Genomic DNA, 16794 nt, shown 5'->3' with positions numbered 1-16794 from the left:
CTACGGCTGCTCGTCGTCGGTGTCGGCCTCCAGCAACTCCTTGTATCGGTTACGGATGGTGACCTCGGAGATGTTCGCGACGTTGGAGATGTCGCTTTGGGTGACTCGCTCGTTGCACAAAAGCGCTGCCGCGTAGATCGCGGCCGCCGCCAGGCCGACCGGACTCTTCCCGCTCAGGATTCCGTTCTCGCGGGCTCCCGACAGCAACTCCCGGGCCCGGTTGGTTACCTCCTCGGGCAGGTCGAGGTCCGATGCAAAGCGGGGGACGTAACTCCCGGGATCGGCGGGTTTGATCTCCAGATTCAACTCACGGACGATGTACCGGTAGGTTCGCGTCAGTTCCATGCGCTCGACGCGGGAGACCCGCGTGAACTCATCGAGACTCCGCGGGACGCCAGCCTGTCGGGCGGCCGCATAGAGGGAGGCCGTCGAGACGCCTTCGATGGAGCGACCGGGCAGGAGGTCTTCGTCGAGGGCGCGGCGATAGATGACGCTCGCGGTCTCGCGGACGTTTTCGGGGAGGCCAAGGGCGGAGGCCATGCGGTCGATTTCGCCGAGGGCCTGTTTGAGATTGCGTTCTTTGGAGTCACGTGTGCGGAAGCGTTCGTTCCAGGTACGCAATCGTTGCATTTTCTCGCGCTGTCGCGAGGACAGCGAGTTGCCGTAGGCGTCTTTGTCCTGCCAGCCGATATTGGTCGAGAGCCCCTTGTCGTGCATCATGTTGGTAGTGGGGGCACCGACGCGGCTCTTCTGGTCTTTCTCTTTGGCGTCGAAAGCGCGCCACTCCGGGCCGGGGTCGATTTCGTCTTCTTCGACGACCAGGCCACACTCGCTACAGACCGTCTCGCCCCGCTCGGAGTCCGATTGCAATGTTCCGCCACACTCCGGACAGACGTGGGTCTCGGTCTGTTCGTTCTCGCTCTCCGCTTCGGGTTCGGTTCGCTCGCGCTCGTCGTTTGATGTTTCGTTCGTTCCTTCTCGGGTGTACAGGGGAGTCGTCGTTTCACTCATGATGGGGGGGACGTGGGCGCCCAACGGAGAAAATATTAATACCGTCGAGCTACCCTTCCTGACGTGTAGTAAGGGAGGTGTGTATTTAAGCCTTTCCCCAACCCTTATAGGCTCACGGCCTTTATATCACGGGAAATATTATCTAGCGTAGCGTTTCGGTCGTAGAGCCGTCCCGCTCAGACGGTGAAGAGATGGCCCTCTTCGGGAACGTCGAAAAGGCCGATCCGGGCGCCGGCGTCCAGCCAGGCGTGGCCGTAGGAGAACGCCGCCAGGGCGTTGACTGGGTCGTCCTCGGTCTTGAAGTGGCGGCCGTCTTCGAGATACGAACGTGCCATCTCCCGGAACTCCCCTGCTGCCTCTCCCAGTGGCGTGTCGGCGGGTGGCTGGACGGTCGCCGCTTCGAGGGCTTCGGCGAGTAGTTGTTCATAACGGTCGGTCTTCTCTGCGAGTTCGGCTGGCATGGATTGGGATTCTCGGGGTCTCCCCCTCAGTCTGTCGGCTGTCCGTTCGGAGGCCCCCGGGTGTAGTCCTCGACAGTCATAGGACCGCCCGAAGATTTCTCCGCGAACACCTGCGCCGAGAAACGTTTGACGATGACCTCTTCGGTCCGCCAGGCGTCCGGCGGAAGCCCGGCTTTCCGGGTCGTGCCACGGAGGAACCCCTCGGCTGTCCAGTTTTGCTCGACGGCCACCTGCGGGAGCAAGAGACCGCTCCGTCGACCATCCGAGACGATCAGCCCGTCGCGGCCGACCTCGATCGCGTCCGGATCGAGGTGAGAACAGAATTCAGGCGGCGTCAGCACGCTCACCGAGATCGTCACGTCCTCGATCTCGTCGGGCAAGAGGGGCGAAAAGCGAGGATCCGATGTTGCCGCGCCTGTCGCCGCCGCCTCGAGTGCCTCCGTGAGCACCCTTTCGGGCTGGGGACGCCCGATACAGCCCCGCAACTCGCCGTCCTGTTTCAGCGTGACGAAGACGCCGCGTTCCTCATCGAGCACCGGCAACACCGGGGGGTCGGGTGGTTGGTCGTCGCGGGCGGCGGCCCCGACGATCGATCGGGTGTGTTCGAGCAGTCGCTTCCCGGTTTGGCGGTCGAGGCGACCGGTTTCCTCGCCGGTGGGCATCGGTCGTCTCTATGCTCTCGACGCACGTACCCGTCGACCCCCAACATCGTGGGCTTTTAGAGAGTCGCCTTCGGGCGGCACTCTCAGGCCGACCACTCGGCGTCCGAGAGCGTCCGCTGGACTGCCTGCTCGCCGACCGCTTGCGCGAGCGTCCGGAAACCCGAGCGCTCGGCTCGCTCTTCGGCGTCGGCGACGAGCCGCGAGACGATGAACTCCGGGGTCGAACGTCCGACCGTCTCGAAGCGGGGCTGGTAGTCCACCTCGAGTTCGAGATCCGTCGTCAGTCCCTCGGCGAAGATGCCGTCGGTCCGGGCGGTCGGCGGTAGTGGCTCTAAGTCGTCGGCGAGGTGGGTGACGAACACGCCCAGTGCGGCGCGTTCGACGGTCAGCGTCACGAGGCCATGGAGCAAGTCGGCGGCGCTTCCGGGTTCGGTGATCGCCTCGAACTCGTCGACGAGCATCAGCGTCCGACCCGCTTCGGTCAGTGGCGGGACCACCGATCGAAGCGTCGATTCGAGGACACCGGCGTTGAAACTCGCGTGCCGGCGGTGGAAGACGACGGTGTCGACGATACCTACCTCCGCACGCTCGGCCGGAACGGGTAGTCCCATCTGTGCGAGCAACTGGATCTGACAGAGCGTCTCCAGCAGCGTCGTCTTCCCGCCGCTGTTGGCGCCGGTCAGGACGGTCACGCGATCCCCCGACGGCGGGGTAGTCGCCTCCGGTGTCGACAGTGTGTGCTCGCCCACCGCGTAGGTGATCGGCTGGACGTCCTCGCTTGCGGCCGTGAGCGCCAGATTGCGGGCCCCTTCGACTGCCAGAACGTCCCGATCCTCGACGTAGGTGGGGGCCTGGAGATCGTACTCGATTGCGAACCGTGCCAGCGAGACGTACAGCGCGATTTCGTCGACGGTCTCGACCGCACGCGTGATCTCTTCGTCGGCTGCCGACAGCGTCGACTCGAACTGGTCACGGACCTCGACCTCCCGTTCGCGCTCGGTCTCGCGGCGGTCGGCGGCGAGTTCGCGCAACGCCGCCGCGACGAAGTCGGTGACGTCGGCCGCGTCGGTCGGTGCCGACTCCCGGACGGCCTCGACGTCGACGTCGGCCTCCTCGACGACGTATCGGACGAACGCCTCCTGAAACGCGTCGCCGCCCCGGATGCCCTCTCCACGGACGCTGGCGATCACGGACTCGGGGTCGGCCGCCATGTCTTCGACGGCTCCGCGCTGTGCCCGGAGCGCATCGAGCCGCTCGTCGGCTCCCTCGGCGACGCCCTCGCCAGCGAGAGCCTCCAGGGCCTCCGCGCCGACTTCGAGGCGGTCCCCGTCGAGGTTGGCGAGAGGGGCGAACACCCCATCGGTCACGCCAGCGTCCTTCAGCGCCAGCGCCGCTCGAACGCCCGCCAGATCCCCGCCTTCGACGCTGTCGTACCCTTCGAAGGCTTCGAGGACTGTCTCGCGGATGTCCCCGTCGAGTTCCTCCCAGGCGGCCGTGGCGTCTACGACAGTAGCGAGGTGGTCTTCCATCTCCGACAGCGAGGCCTTCGGCGTGAGCAGCCTGATACTGTCGGCGGCGTGTTGGGTGACGGCGAACGAACTCGCCAGGTCCAGTACCGTCTTGTAGACGTCGCGTGCGTCCCGGGTCGCCAGCACGTCCATCGCGCCCCCCTGGGCTCGCCGGAGAATGCGAGTCCCCCGGCCCCGGGAGAGGCCGGCGGCGGTCAGCGTTCGCAGATCACCCGATTCGATCGCCGCCACGGCCGCCTCGACGCCCAGCGAGTCAGCCAGGAGATCGCGGGTCTTCGGCCCGACGCCCCAGTAGTCCGAAAGATCCATGTCTGGACGTGTTCCGGCGGCCGTTAAGAGCTTATCCCTGCCGGGGCGCGTCAGTGTGTCTTCCGGAGCCCACGGGCCCCTTTCCGAGGTTGATCACCGTGTTTTGCAAAGACAACGGGGAAAGGTCAAATGCCTCCGTTGAGAAGGGCGTCCAATGGCCGATGCAGGCGACGCGACCTGTCCCGAGTGTGGGGCAGCCCTGGACGGTGCCCGGAGCTGTCCGGACTGCGGGCTCCGGATCCGGACGGCAGACGACGAGTTGACCGACGACGCCATCAGCGCGGTCGTCGACGACGCACTGGCCGGCGCCGACGACATCCGATCGCCGGCCGGCCACGCCGTTCCGTACTCACTGCGATTGGGCATCGCGCTGGCGATATCAGTCCCGTTCGCACCCTTGTCGGCGTTCGTGCTCGTGAGCATCGTCTCAGCACACCCGATCGCGGTCGTGCTCGTCGGCATCGTTGGGTGGATGGCACCTGCTGGTGTCCTGGCCCGGGCGACGGTCCCATCGTTGATCGTGGGCCGCGGACTCGTCGTTCTCGGGGTTGTCGTGACCGTATCACCGTTGGTCGTCGTCGGGAGCCGCTGGCTGGTTGGGGAGACGGCGGCCACCGACCCGCTTATTCACGGATCGGGGACGTTGATCGGGTCGTTCCTCCTGTTCGGCGTCGTCGTGCTCGCGCTGGGAATCGTCGTCTCCAGAGTCGCAGTTCGGAAACGCGGGAACTGGCGCGAGGCCGACGCCACGACCGAGTCGCTCGATCGTCGGTGACTGGCCGGTACCGGCCGAGTCGGCCGACTCACTCCCAGAACGAACGCGTTCGGGCGTACTCCCGCTCGCGCTCGAGGATGTCTCGGTAGAAGTCGGCTTCGTCCTCCCGGAGTTTGTTGATGATCCGGGCCGCGTTCGTTGGCCCGACGCCCCGGCCAGCCAGCGCGATCACCGCCTGCTTGCCGTGGCTCTGGACCAGATCGGCCGCCTGGTGGGCGCGCTTGGTCCGGCGCCGTTGCTCGTCGTCCTTGTCCGCTGCCCGGACCGCTTTGACCGTCTCCTCGTCCCAGGGGTTTAACGCAGCGATCCGCGTCGAATCGCATTCGGGACAGCGGGGTTGCTCGCGCACCCGCTTGATCGGCTTCGTTCGCTCGAAGGATGTACAGTGAACACACAAAAGGATAACGCGGTCTTCCTGGAGTCGCTCCTTCAGCGTCTGGATCACGCTCGCGTCGGCGTTCTCGGGCGCGAGCAACTCTTTGCTCCCCGATCGACCGCCGCGACCGATGGCCGTCCGGCCACCGACAGTCTCGATTGCGAGATCTCCCGACTGGACATCCCCGAGCAGGTCGGCCGTCGCCCCGATGGCGAGTTTCTCGTGGAGTAATTCTCGGAGGGCCTCGTCGTAGATCGGCGTGTCTTCGAGGGCCTCCAGCAAGCGATCGCGGCCGAAGCGATTGCTTCCCCGGCCGCGCCAGCCTTTCAACGCCCCGAACTTCGTCGCGATCTGTGCGAGTCGGAACTTCAGGGCGTCGGCGTTCTTCAGGCTCAACTCGATCAGCCCCTCGACGTGGGCCGGATCGGTCGTCTCTAACACCTCGACGGCGTCGCCGGCGGTCACCGTCCGGGGTACTTCCAGAGAGATCCGATAGGGGTCGACCTCCAGACCGACTGACGATCCCGTCCGCTGGCCCAAAAGCGAGGACAACAATCGGCCGAGCGTCTCGTTGACCTTGTGGCCGAAGGCGGCGTTGACGACCACGTCCCGGCCCTCGAATTCGACGACGATGCGGTCGGGACCGGGAATGGGTCCCTCGTGGTAGGCTATCTGCTCGAGTGCCGACTCCAGCGTCGCCACGTCGGCGTCGTATCGTCCGGCGAGATGACTGGCGACGGATTCACGATCGCCCCCGGAACGCATCTGTTCGGCGGCGACTTCTCGGATCTCCGCGACTTCCTGTGCGACAGCTTCGGGGACAGGGATTTCCTGGCCGGTCCAGGAGGGTACCTCGCCGGCAGGATCTTCGATTGGCGTCACGTGGACCGTCTCGTCGTCCTCGTCGATCTCAGTGATCCGCCACATGTCCCCGCGCTGGATGAACACTTCCCCCGGCGCGGCGAAGTTGACGACGAACCGCTCGTCTAAGGTCCCGACTTGCCGGCCGCTCGCGCCGTCTTTCACGTCGTAGGTCGCCTCGTCGGGGATCATCGAGAGGTTGTGATAGAAGTACTGCCAGGTCCCCCGTCGCTTGCTGAGTTCGTCCTCGTCCTCCTCGAGCCAGATCACGCGATTCTCGGCGAGTTCGCGGACGATCTCCCGGAAGGCCGCTTCCGAGAGGTCGCCAAAGGGATAGGCCTGCGTGACGATCTCGTAGGCCTGTCGGGCGTCGATCTCGCCGAAATCCATGACGATCCCCGCGATCTGGTTGGCGACGGTGTCGCGGCTGCCGTGGTGGATCTCCGCGGGTTCGACGTCGCCCGCTTGCGCCTGACGGGCGATCGCCACCGCCTCGAAGGTCTCGTCGGGACTCGTGGTGACGATCGTCCCACGGGAAGTCAGGTCTCGGCGGTGGCCGGCGCGGCCGACGCGCTGGAGGAGTCGGGCGACTTCCCGGGGACTGTTGTACTGGACGACGTGATCGACTCGGCCGACATCGATGCCGAGTTCCATCGAAGAGGTACACAGCAGAGCGTCCAGATCGCCGGCTTTGAACGCGTCCTCGACCTCGACGCGGGAGTCGGACGCCAGCGACCCGTGGTGGATGCCCACGTCCGTCCCGTACTCCTTGAGTCGGGAGCCCAGTGCCTCGGCAGTTTGTCGAGTGTTGACAAAAACCAGTGTCGACTCGTTCTCGTCGATCAGCTCGTCGATCTTCCGGACGTGACTGGCGACATCGGGGTCGGTAACTAGCTGACCAGCCAGTTCCTCGTCGCTGTCCCGGAGTGACGGACGGACCACGTCTATTTCCAGGGAACTCCCGGCGTCGATCTCGACGAGCGCACAGCCGCGGTCGCCGGTAAGGAACTTCCCGACTTCGCCGGGGTCGCCGACCGTCGCCGAGAGACCGATCCGCTGGAATGGGCCCGCGACTTCGCGGAGGCGTTCGAGGCCGACGGTCAACTGGGCGCCACGCTTGGCCGCGGCGAGTTCGTGTACTTCGTCAACGACGACGTGTTCGACACTCTCGAGAGCGCCACGCAGCTTCTCGCCGGTCAGGATCGCCTGGAGCGTCTCAGGTGTCGTGACGAGAACGTCCGGCGGATTCTCGGCCTGTTGCTGGCGGTGGTAATCGGAGGTGTCGCCGTGGCGAACGTCCACCTCGAGGTCCAGGGTCTCGCCCCACCACTCCAGACGGTCGCGCATGTCCCGGTTGAGGGCGCGCAGGGGCGTGACGTACAGCGCTCCGAACCCCTCGGGCGGATCGGCGGCAAGCGCGTCGAAGACGGGCAGCATGGCGGTTTCGGTCTTGCCGCTGCCCGTGGGTGCGATCACGAGGGCGTTCTCGCCGTCAGCCAGCGGCGGGATCGCACGGCGTTGTGGCTCCGTCGGCGTGGAAAAGCCACGTTCGGACAGGGCCGCACGGACGGCCTCCCCGAGGTGGGTGAACGCGGCATCCCCGTCACGCGTCGCCTCACTCATCGATTGTTTCTAGCGGATTCAGCCGATTAAACGCGTCGGGGTAGTGGCAACAGATACCACGGCTACTCAGTGGAGTGCGGACAGAATCACAGTCGGACGCATTTGTATAGGGTGCGATAGAGCGTCATATCTAGCCGATTCACGACGGTCCTCCCTAGAGCCGACATCCAATGTAGCTGTACGCATGGAAAGTAGCTACATAGCCCCGATAGCCCACAATCGTTGGCGTGACACGACGCCTCTTTCCTCGGCCAGCGAGACGGGACCAGGCAGTACACCTTGGTGTGCTCGGCGTCATGGAACGACCCGAGGGGACTGACAGGAACGTCACCAGACACACGAACTCCAGGACTTTCTTTGGGCACCGCCGAGGATAGCCACTTTCACCGCGCGACGACGTCCTTGTCGGTCGGCCCCTGTCCATCGTAGTGCTCGACCAACTCGTCCAGCCGGTCGGCATCTTCTGCGCCTGGCAGTTGGCGTCTTGCGGTCTCGCAGTCAGCGTTGACACCGAGTTTCCCACAAACGTGGTCGGCAGTTGTCTCGGCCATCTGTCGGTAGGTCGTCAGCTTCCCGCCCACAATGCTAGTGAAATTCTCGACACCCTCCCCAGTGTGATCCAACACGAAATAGCCCCGAGAGATGCCGCGCCGGTCTCCCTCGCCTTCGTCGGGGGCATACAGCGGCCTGACGCCCCACCACTCCCGGACGACTGGGGCGTCGGCGACCGGCGGCAGCATATCCGCACACTCCTCGATTGACTTCTCGACTTCCCAGGCGGCTGTCTCGTAGTCGTCGGGGTCCGAGACCGGGACACTTGTCGTCCCGAGGACTGCTTCCCCGACGTGAGGGACGACGATGTCGCCGTCGTCGGGGTCCCGACAGCGGTTCAATACGGGGGCCAACTCGTCGTACTCCACGGCCACCATCACGCCACGGGAAGGCGCCATATTGACATCGACACCCGCGAGATCAGCTACCTGTCCGGCCCACGCGCCAGCTGCGTTGACGACGTGTTCCGGTTCGATCGTCTTCTCGACCGTTCCGCCGAGCGTGGCCTCGGTTATTCGACCGTCGGTGACGGTCACCGCTTCGAGAGGTGCGTGCGGGTGGATTGTCCCACCGTGTTCCTCGGCAGCCGCAGCGTTGGCCGCCCCGAGTCGCGAGGGATAGATTGCGCCATCGGGGACCCACATTGCCCGCTCTACGTCCGGCGTCAGATCGGGGACGCGTTCCCTGGCTTCATCGGCATCGAGCAATTCCGTTTCGATCCCGATATCCTCACAGGCCGCGCGCTTCTCTTCGAAGTATTCTGGGTCGTCCTCGTCGAGTTGGACGAACAGCCCTCCGGTGTCTCTGATACACTCACCGGCGATCGAACGGAGGACTTCGTTCTCTTCAATACACTCCTCGGCACCGACCCGATCGGACTCGGCGTAGCGTCCGCCGCTGTGGAGCAGTCCGTGCGAGCGCCCCGAAGTGCCACTGGAGAGTCCGCCTCGCTCAACGAGCGTCACATCGATCCCGCGAAGTGAGAGGTCCCGTGCGATGCCCGTGCCAGTCGCTCCGCCTCCGATGACGAGTACCGTCGCTGAGTCTGACATCGTTATATATTGTTTTGGGCGCTTATGTGACTACCGCCGATCAGCAGGCTATCTTTGGGGTGGACATCCTAGACCGGAGCCACAATGCCCGCCACTCTCGGCTTTGACGGTTCGGTGAGCCTGCGTCGCGTGTTTCTATCGCCGGTGGTCACCGAGTGTGCGGTCGTTTCTCGACCAGCTTGAGGGAGGAGTGGTCTCGATCATTTCTTCACCTGAACGACCCAACGGTCGCTCGACAGCGTGGGACACGTTCATGGGCACGCATCCCCGAAAGTGGAGTATGTATCTTCCGGACGAGGCTTGGCCTGACCTCGCATCGTATTTCGAGTCAGAATCGTTAGCGTTGGTGCCGCTGGGATCGACTGAGCAACATGGTCCACATCTCCCAGAGGGAACTGACCACCTCATCGCCGAAGCGTTCGCCCGCGAGGTGGCCGACCGGACTGGGTTTCTTTGTACGCCGACGGTCACAATCGGTGTCTCCGATCATCACTTGCAGTTCCCCGGGACGGCATCGGCCGATCCGAGCGCGTTCAGGGACTACGTCGAAAGCATTACCCGGAGTCTGACAGCCCACGGGATCGACCGGGTGATCTACGTCAACGCCCACGGCGGGAACGTGACTCACCTGCGGGAGGTCGGTCGTCGCCTCCGCAACGACGAGGCTGCCTACGCTGTCGAGTGGATGTGGGACGAGAGTATCCCCGACACCGTCGACGAGGCCTTCGAACACAACGGCCCTCACGGCGGGCCCAAGGAGACGGCACTCATCCAGCACCTCCACCCGGACCTCGTCCACGATGACCGTCTCGAAGAGGCACGCGACGGGGGACTCGCCGAGGTCGACGACCGAATCGGTCGAACACACGGCTCACGGACGTTCTACGACTCGATCGACAACAGCGAGAACGGCGTCTTCGGGGACCAGACCGACGCCAGCGCCGAGATCGGGGCCGAGTTGTTCGCGGCCGCAAGCGACGAACTCGCGGCGCTGGCGGAGTGGCTGGCCGACCAAGATTTCCGCGATCTCATGCCGAAAGAGCACGTTTGAACGCGTAAGTCGCTGCTCCGTCTACTGGACCACGGTGGCGCTCACCGGTGGTCCGTCTACCGAACGACGGTGACGCTCACCGGTGGTCCGTCTACCGAACGACGGTGACGCTCACCGGGGACCGTCGAACGACTTTCTCGGCGACACTGCCGAGCAGGATTCGGGAGACCCCCTCGCGGCCGTGACTGCCGATGAGTATCCGCTCGATCTCGTCGTTTTCTTCGGCGTATTCGACGATCTCTCTGGCGGCGTTGCCGATCACCGTCTCGACTTCGTAGTTGCCGTCCGTCGCTTCGAGAGTCTCGAGCACCTCGTCGGCGATACCCTCGGCCAGTTCCTCGGGTTCGTCTTCGAGACTCTCCCGGATGAGATTGAACCCCGCCCCAAGAGATCCGTCCGCGACCTCGATCACACGCAGGAGGACGATCGTCTCCTCGCCGTATTCTGTGACTGCTTCCTCGATTGCCTTGCGGGCCGGCTGTGACCCGTCGTATGGGACCAGTACTGCCATACGACCGCTCGGACCGCGGCGACAATAAAACTCGACCTCCAATGAGGTCGATCCGCATGGGGTATCTTGACAAGCGTTCCCCCGAGACGTCTAGACGATGGTCGATCCGACAACGGCCCCACTGTTCGGGGTGGTCCTTCATCTCGCACTCGCGTTCGGCCTCGGTGCACTGATCGGGCTTGAACGCGAGCAGAGCAAGTCGGGCGGGACCTTCGCCGGGAGTCGAACGTTCCCGCTGCTCGCGCTGTACGGAGCACTCGTCCAGGCGTTCTTCCCGGACGCACTGGCCATCGCGATCGCCGCACTCGTCGTGCCACTCACTGTCGCCTACGTCGGGAAAGTCGTCTCCGAGGGTGATATCGGTCTGACCACGTTGCTGGCCGCGCTAGTGACTGTTCTGTTGGGTGCGTTGTCGATGCATTCCGATCGGGGGGCGATCGTCGCGATCGTCGTCGGCGGTTCCGTGACGATCCTGCTCTCGGTCAAGGACCCGATCCACGAGTTCGCAGACCGGATCGAGGAGCGCGAGCGCCGGGCCTCGGCGAAGTTCATCCTCGTCGCTCTCGTCGTCTTGCCGGCACTGCCGGATCGTTCGGTCGATATGCTCCACGGACTCAACCCTCGTTTCGTCTGGCTGATGGTCGTCTTCGTGACCGGACTGGGTTTTGTCGCCTACGTGCTCGGCCGGATCGTCGGGCCGGAGCGTGGCATCGCCCTTACGGGGATCCTCGGCGGGTTCGTCTCTTCGACCGCGACGACCGTCTCGATGGCCGGGAAGACGATCGGAAACGAGACGCTGTATCACGTCTGTGGCTTCGCGGTCGTCACGGCCTCGATCGTCATGTTCCCGCGCGCACTCGTCGAGGTCGCCGTCGTCAATCCGAGGCTGGCCCCCAGTGTCGCGCTCCCGCTCGGCGGAATGACCGTCGTCGGCGCGATCGCCGCCGCCGCACTCTACTGGTGGACGACCGCCGAGCAGACGGTCGAACCCGATCGCCTCAAGAATCCGTTCCGTCTCAGGCCGGCGTTGCTGTTCGGGGCCGTCTTCGCCGTCGTGTTGCTCGTCTCTGAGTATGCCACCGAATGGTTCGGATCCTCGGGGCTGTACGCGACCGCGTTCTTCTCGGGGCTTGCCGATGTCGACGCGATGACGATCACGGTGAGTCAACTCGCCTCCCAGGGGGCCGTCTCGACGCCGGTTGCGACGACGGCGATCGTGATCGCGGCGATCGCGAACACGCTGGTCAAGGTGGCTCTGGTGTGGATCCTCGGCACCCGTCGTCTGGGCACCCTCGTCTCGGCCGTGCTGGGCGTCGTCATCGTGAGCGGCCTCGTCTTTCTCGCACTCTGAGTTCAGGCCCGTCTCGGTGTCTGCGTTCACACTCGGCTCTTCGCATGATTTAGATCTGGTCGTACGGACCCAGACGCGTCCCGTCGAGCAGGTAGGCGTCGCCCGCTTCGAGGGCGTCCGGTAGGAACGGCGAGAGGAAGGATTGCCCCTCGACGTTGACCCACGTCCCGCCGGAGAGGTCGTTGAACGCCGGGCAAACGACCAGTTCGCCGTCGATTTCCGGGCAGTCCTCGCCGTAGTGCGCCTCGAACGGCGCCGGATCGATCGGTCCCCGTAGCCACACTCGCTCTTTGCGGCCCCCTCCCACTTCGTCCTCCAGCCGGACCACAGGGTGTTCGTGGCCGACACACACTGTCTCCGCACCGAGAACAGCCCGGGCGGGCCAGGTATGGCCGTGTGCCAGGCCGAGGCCGCCGAATCGGATGCCTTCGCCGCCGGTGATCGTCACCCCGTCGCGATCGGCCAGTAACGACTCGATCTCGCCGTCGTGGTTGCCCTTCACTATCGTCAGCGGCACGCGCTCGGTGACGGCCGAGACCAGCGTCTCGAGTTCCTTGCGTTCCTCGCGCGAATGACTCCCGATCGCGTGGCCGACGTCTCCGAGGACGATCAGGCGGTCGGCGTCCGTCCGCGCGAGCAGGTTCAAGATCGTCTCGCGACGTTTTCCAGCTTCCGACGGGAGTTCGACACCGTTTCGGCGGAGTCCAGCCTCGATGCCGGCGTGGATGTCCGCGAGCAACAGTCCGCGTCCATCCGGGAGCTCAACCAGCGCGGCGGGGGTGTCGGGGACCGGTTCGACGACCATCAGATCGGCTTCAGCGTCCGTTCACCCGGTTCGTAACACCGGCCGTTCATCAGCGCTTCTTGGATGGCGTCCTCGACATCCCCGATCGGTACGCCGTGGTCGTTGCTCACCTGTTCGATCACGGCCTCCCGGTCGGCACCGTCGCCCTCGTCGAGGGCCGCCATCGCGTCCATCACCGCGTCCTCGAGGTCGACCGCTGTGTCTTCGTCGTCTCCCTGCGTCTCGTCCTGCTCGACGGACGTATCGGTCGGCGCGTTGGATTCGGTCGTCGGTTCCGTGGTCGTCTCTGGTTCTATCGTCTCCTCGTCGGTGGTTTCCGGCTCCGGATCGGGCGTGTCGATGCCGGCCTCGCCGGGTTCCTCGACCTCCGTTCCGGACGTGAACTCGGTACCGAACTCCGATTTGATCTCCTCGCGCTCCTCGTCGTCGAGTTCGAACTCGCCGTCGAACTCGCCGAGCTCGGCCCCCTCGCCGACCGCCGCCCCATCGTCCGCCGTCTCGACGGTGCTCGATGCGTCGGCTTCGCGGCCTGTACTCCTTGAGGCGTCGGTGGCACTGTCGGCGGATTCGTCACCGCCGTCCTCGCCGCTTTCGGCCGCCGTCGTGGGATCGGCTTCGGTGGCGGTATCCGTCTCGGTCGACCCGGGTTCAGGCGTGCCTTCGGTTTCCGTTCCCGTCTCGGGTTCCGATGTCGCTTCGGCCGCTCCGCTCTCCGCTTGCTGTGTTGACTCGGCGGTCTTGCTCTCCGCTTGCTGCGTTGACTCGGCGGTCTTGCTCTCCGCTTTGGACGTAGCGGTGGCGTCTTCGCTCCCGGCTTCCGCCCCGGTCTCGGTACCCGTCGCTGATTCGGCCTCCGTGGTTAGGTCTGACTCCGTGGCAGTTCCCGCAGGCGTCGTCGTGTCTTCCGACCCAGCAGTGTCTGTTGCCGACTCCGTTGTCGCTCCGAGGTCGGCAGCCGCCACCAGGGCATCGAGAGCAGCTTCGCCGCCCTCGTCGGGGGATAGCGCAAGTGGTTCGACTTCTTCTCGCTCATCGGCGACGATCTCTGCCGCGGAACGGGCCAGTTCCCGCACTGCAGCGAGGTACCCGGACGTCGTTCCGTAGTGTTCCAGGGCGAGCGGAATACCGGCCGCCAATCCCTGGGGGACGCCGCGTTCGCTGAGTGCGGCGGTCAATTCCTCGCCGTCCGCGTCGAGCTCCATCGCGGTTGCCATCGTCCCGATGCGTTCTATGGTCTGTCGGGCTGCCCCGACGGTCCAGCGGTCGCGCGTGGCCGCGTCGACTTCGTTGAGGCTCTCCGGTCGGATCGAGGTGTAGACCACGCTGCTGTCCTCCGGCTGGAAGGTTCGCGCTTTCCCGGTGACGGCCACGTATGTCGGTGGCTCGGCGCGTTCGAGGAACGTCTGGGCGTCCGGTTGGTACTGGCCCGCGTAGACGACGAACGTCCCCGTCGGATCGGCGATCCGGGCGCGTAGAACCTCCTCGCCGGCGGGCTGGACCTCCGTCAGCACGCCCACGGCGAAGACGCGATTGACTCTCCCGCCGGTGGGCGTGATCACGTAGTTCGGTGCCCGTTCCTCGTCGCTCTCTGAGTACCCATAGTCGGCGTCGTCGAATTCGGCGGCGAACAGCCGATAAGCGACCTCGCGACGGCCCGGGCTTGTGCCACTGCCCTCGCTGTCGTCGGTGCTCATCGGCCCACCTCTGCGAGCAACTCGCGGGCGCGATCCGCCGGATCGTCCTCGCAGGCGTCGAAGGCGGTGGCGTTCAGTGTCGCGCCGTAGTCGTCGACGCTCAGCGATCCCCGGATCTGGAACTCTTTGCCGACGATCGCTTCACGGATCGCGTCGGTCACGACTTCTCGATCCATCGCGTCGCGTGCGTGTTCCCGGGCGTCCTCGAGACCGCCGCCGTAGACGTCTGCGGTCAGGTCCTCGTCGAGAACCGCCGTTACCGTTGCCGTCCCGTCGTCGATGATCACCTTCGTCCGGAGGTCGTCCTCGCCCTCGACCGCACCGTGGCTGCGACACTGGCCGTTCTGGACGACCCGGCCACACTCGGGACAGCGCTCGATGAGTCCCGAGCCGTCCCGGACGGCGATCGCCGACCCCACTACCGCCACGTCGAAGAGCCCGCCGCTCTCGACGGCCTCCTGGATCGTCATTCGCGGTGCCTCCTCGGTCACGCCGACTGCTCGGTCCAGGGCCGTCACCGTCGAGAACTCCGAGACGTTGATCGACGGCGCGCCCCGGAACTCCCGGACGAAGGCGTCCTCGATCCGGACTGACGCACGCTCTTCGATCGCGTCGTGAGGCTCCCAGTCGGTGAAGGGCAATCGGGTCGACTCGTCGCCGACCACCCCGCTCAATATCTCGGTCTCACCGTCACGGCCCTCGATAAGTTTACGTTCGCACTCAAGCACCTGTACCGTGACGTTGACGCCGCGATCACCGGCTGCTAGTTCAGCAAGCGCCCGGTCGCCACCGATCTCGTAGGGGATATCGAGGTCCTCGTCGCTTACGGCTATCGTCGTACGCTCGCCCAGGTTGAGTTCCGGATCGCCCTCCCACTCGCGGATGCCAGCGTTCTCTATCCGTACGATGTCGCCGGGCTCGATTCCAAAGTCGTTCCAGGCCGTATAAGAGATCTTCCCCGTTTCGTCGGCGAACTCCCCCTCGAATATGACCTCCTCTGTGCCCTGATACTGGATCGAGCGCTTGCCGACGGTCAGGACGACCCCGCCCACGGTGACGCCGTCGTCCGCTGTCGTGATCTCGGCGACGTCACGCTCCGGCGGTGCGTCGTTTCCGCCGCTTCCGCCCTCGCCGTACTTACGTCGGAGACTCCCGACGGCCTCCTCCAGCGGTACGCTGTAGGAGACGAGATTCTCCAAGTCTTCTTTGACCTCCTCTTTGTCGACGCCGAGGTCGGAGGCGAGTTCCTCGGCTTTGTCTTCGACATCCATGCAGAACCGTTCGACCGGAGTGAATAAAAAGGCCGTCCTCGCAGCCAGCGTCCCGGAGACGCGCTCACTGCTCGCCGTCGAAAGTGGTTTTCGGCCCCCGCCCCGACGTGGCACCGATGCACGTCGTCGTCAATGCTGCGATGAGCGCCGACGGCAAGCTCTCGACGCGCGACCGCGAGCAAATCGCCATCAGCGGCCCGGCGGACTTCGAGCGCGTCGATCGGATGCGAGCCGCGAGCGACGCCGTAATGGTCGGGATCGGGACCGTCCTCGCTGACGACCCATCCCTGACGGTCGACGCCGAGGAGCGTGTGGCTGACCGGCGCGACCGTGGCGACGCGCCACAGCCGGCCCGCGTCGTGGCCGACTCGCGGGGCCGCACCCCCGCTGGTGCCCGCGTGTTGAACGGCGACGCCGAGACGTACGTCCTCGTGAGCGAGGCGGCCCCCGAAGACGAACGCGAGCGGCTGGCCAGCGACGCGACTGTGATCGTGGCCGGCGAAGAGCGGGTAGACCTAGATGGTGCTCTGGACGAACTCGACGCACACGGCGTCGACCGACTCATGGTTGAGGGCGGTGGCGAACTCATTTTCTCGCTGTTCGAGGCTGGTCTCGTCGACGAGTTGTCGACGTTTGTCGGCCCGACGGTTCTCGGCGGCCGTGAGGCCCCGACCCTGGCCGACGGTGAAGGGTTCGTGGGTGACTTCCCTGACCTCGACCTGCACGACGTCGAGCGCCTGGACGGGGGCGTCTTGATGCGGTGGCGGGTTCGATGAGACGGCTGTCAGTCGGTGAGTTTCGGCCACAGGCAGACGTTCGACGTGCTTTCCTCGGAGTTGTTGTCTTGATCGTTTTCGGGGCTCTAACTCTCGTTGCCATTCCGATGGGAGGGGCCGCACA

Annotated in this window: 14 protein-coding genes; 4 read left to right on the top strand and 10 right to left on the bottom strand. The window is 65.2% G+C overall.

The window, feature by feature from the left end; all coding sequences use genetic code 11:
• The 4 genes from BN2694_RS04515 to BN2694_RS04500 form a co-directional block, all read right to left on the bottom strand.
• Positions 1 to 1011, bottom strand: a complete 1011-nt coding sequence (locus BN2694_RS04515) for a transcription initiation factor IIB (protein WP_135663004.1) — start codon at positions 1009 to 1011, stop codon at positions 1 to 3.
• A gap of 176 nt (positions 1012 to 1187) precedes the next feature.
• On the bottom strand, positions 1188 to 1472 hold the full coding sequence (locus tag BN2694_RS04510; protein WP_135663002.1) for a DUF357 domain-containing protein: 285 nt from the start codon (positions 1470 to 1472) through the stop codon (positions 1188 to 1190).
• Between the two features lie 26 nt (positions 1473 to 1498).
• On the bottom strand, positions 1499 to 2134 hold the full coding sequence (amrA, locus tag BN2694_RS04505; protein ID WP_135663001.1) for an AmmeMemoRadiSam system protein A: 636 nt from the start codon (positions 2132 to 2134) through the stop codon (positions 1499 to 1501).
• A gap of 83 nt (positions 2135 to 2217) precedes the next feature.
• On the bottom strand, positions 2218 to 3972 hold the full coding sequence (locus BN2694_RS04500; protein WP_135663000.1) for a MutS-related protein: 1755 nt from the start codon (positions 3970 to 3972) through the stop codon (positions 2218 to 2220).
• Positions 3973 to 4126: 154 nt separating this feature from the next.
• Here BN2694_RS04500 and BN2694_RS04495 point away from each other — a divergent pair, with 154 nt between their 5' ends.
• On the top strand, positions 4127 to 4747 hold the full coding sequence (locus BN2694_RS04495) for a hypothetical protein (protein WP_135662998.1): 621 nt from the start codon (positions 4127 to 4129) through the stop codon (positions 4745 to 4747).
• Positions 4748 to 4775: 28 nt separating this feature from the next.
• Here the strand turns inward: BN2694_RS04495 and BN2694_RS04490 are convergent, their stop codons facing one another.
• A complete protein-coding gene (locus tag BN2694_RS04490; RefSeq protein WP_135662996.1) occupies positions 4776 to 7607 on the bottom strand; it encodes a DEAD/DEAH box helicase in 2832 nt (943 codons plus the stop codon).
• A gap of 383 nt (positions 7608 to 7990) precedes the next feature.
• The gene (locus BN2694_RS04485; RefSeq protein ID WP_135662994.1) at positions 7991 to 9211 is read right to left on the bottom strand and encodes an FAD-dependent oxidoreductase; all 1221 of its coding nucleotides are present in this window, start codon (positions 9209 to 9211) and stop codon (positions 7991 to 7993) included.
• A gap of 280 nt (positions 9212 to 9491) precedes the next feature.
• On the opposite strand from BN2694_RS04485, the gene BN2694_RS04480 reads away from it, so the two are divergent.
• Complete coding sequence (locus BN2694_RS04480) at positions 9492 to 10262, top strand: creatininase family protein (protein WP_135662993.1); 771 nt, start codon at positions 9492 to 9494, stop codon at positions 10260 to 10262.
• A gap of 91 nt (positions 10263 to 10353) precedes the next feature.
• On the opposite strand, the gene BN2694_RS04475 is transcribed toward BN2694_RS04480, so the two are convergent.
• Positions 10354 to 10773, bottom strand: a complete 420-nt coding sequence (locus BN2694_RS04475) for a universal stress protein (protein ID WP_135662991.1) — start codon at positions 10771 to 10773, stop codon at positions 10354 to 10356.
• A 97-nt stretch (positions 10774 to 10870) separates the two neighbouring features.
• Between BN2694_RS04475 and BN2694_RS04470 the strand changes: the two genes are divergently transcribed.
• A complete protein-coding gene (locus BN2694_RS04470; RefSeq protein WP_135662989.1) occupies positions 10871 to 12124 on the top strand; it encodes an MgtC/SapB family protein in 1254 nt (417 codons plus the stop codon).
• Positions 12125 to 12173: 49 nt separating this feature from the next.
• On the opposite strand, the gene BN2694_RS04465 is transcribed toward BN2694_RS04470, so the two are convergent.
• Genes BN2694_RS04465 through BN2694_RS04455 form a run of 3 tightly spaced genes read right to left on the bottom strand, consistent with a single transcriptional unit; the run spans position 12174 to position 15894 of the window.
• Positions 12174 to 12929, bottom strand: coding sequence for a metallophosphoesterase (locus BN2694_RS04465; RefSeq protein WP_135662988.1), 756 nt, complete (start codon positions 12927 to 12929; stop codon positions 12174 to 12176).
• Positions 12929 to 14623, bottom strand: coding sequence for a hypothetical protein (locus BN2694_RS04460; protein ID WP_135662987.1), 1695 nt, complete (start codon positions 14621 to 14623; stop codon positions 12929 to 12931). Before BN2694_RS04460 ends, BN2694_RS04465 begins: the two co-directional genes overlap by 1 nt.
• Positions 14620 to 15894, bottom strand: coding sequence for a Single-stranded DNA binding protein (locus BN2694_RS04455; RefSeq protein WP_135662984.1), 1275 nt, complete (start codon positions 15892 to 15894; stop codon positions 14620 to 14622). The genes BN2694_RS04460 and BN2694_RS04455 overlap by 4 nt, the downstream gene beginning before the upstream one ends.
• 116 nt (positions 15895 to 16010) lie before the next feature.
• On the opposite strand from BN2694_RS04455, the gene BN2694_RS04450 reads away from it, so the two are divergent.
• Positions 16011 to 16670 carry a 2,5-diamino-6-(ribosylamino)-4(3H)-pyrimidinone 5'-phosphate reductase gene (locus BN2694_RS04450; RefSeq protein WP_135662982.1) on the top strand — a complete coding sequence of 220 codons (660 nt, stop codon included), beginning with the start codon at positions 16011 to 16013 and terminating at the stop codon, positions 16668 to 16670.
• Positions 16671 to 16794 lie beyond the last annotated feature (124 nt).

The organism is Halorhabdus rudnickae (genome assembly GCF_900880625.1).
Taxonomy (GTDB): Archaea; Halobacteriota; Halobacteria; order Halobacteriales; family Haloarculaceae; genus Halorhabdus; species Halorhabdus rudnickae.
The sequence above is the reverse complement of the archived record's forward strand: the minus strand, read 5'-3'. Positions and strand labels throughout refer to the sequence as shown.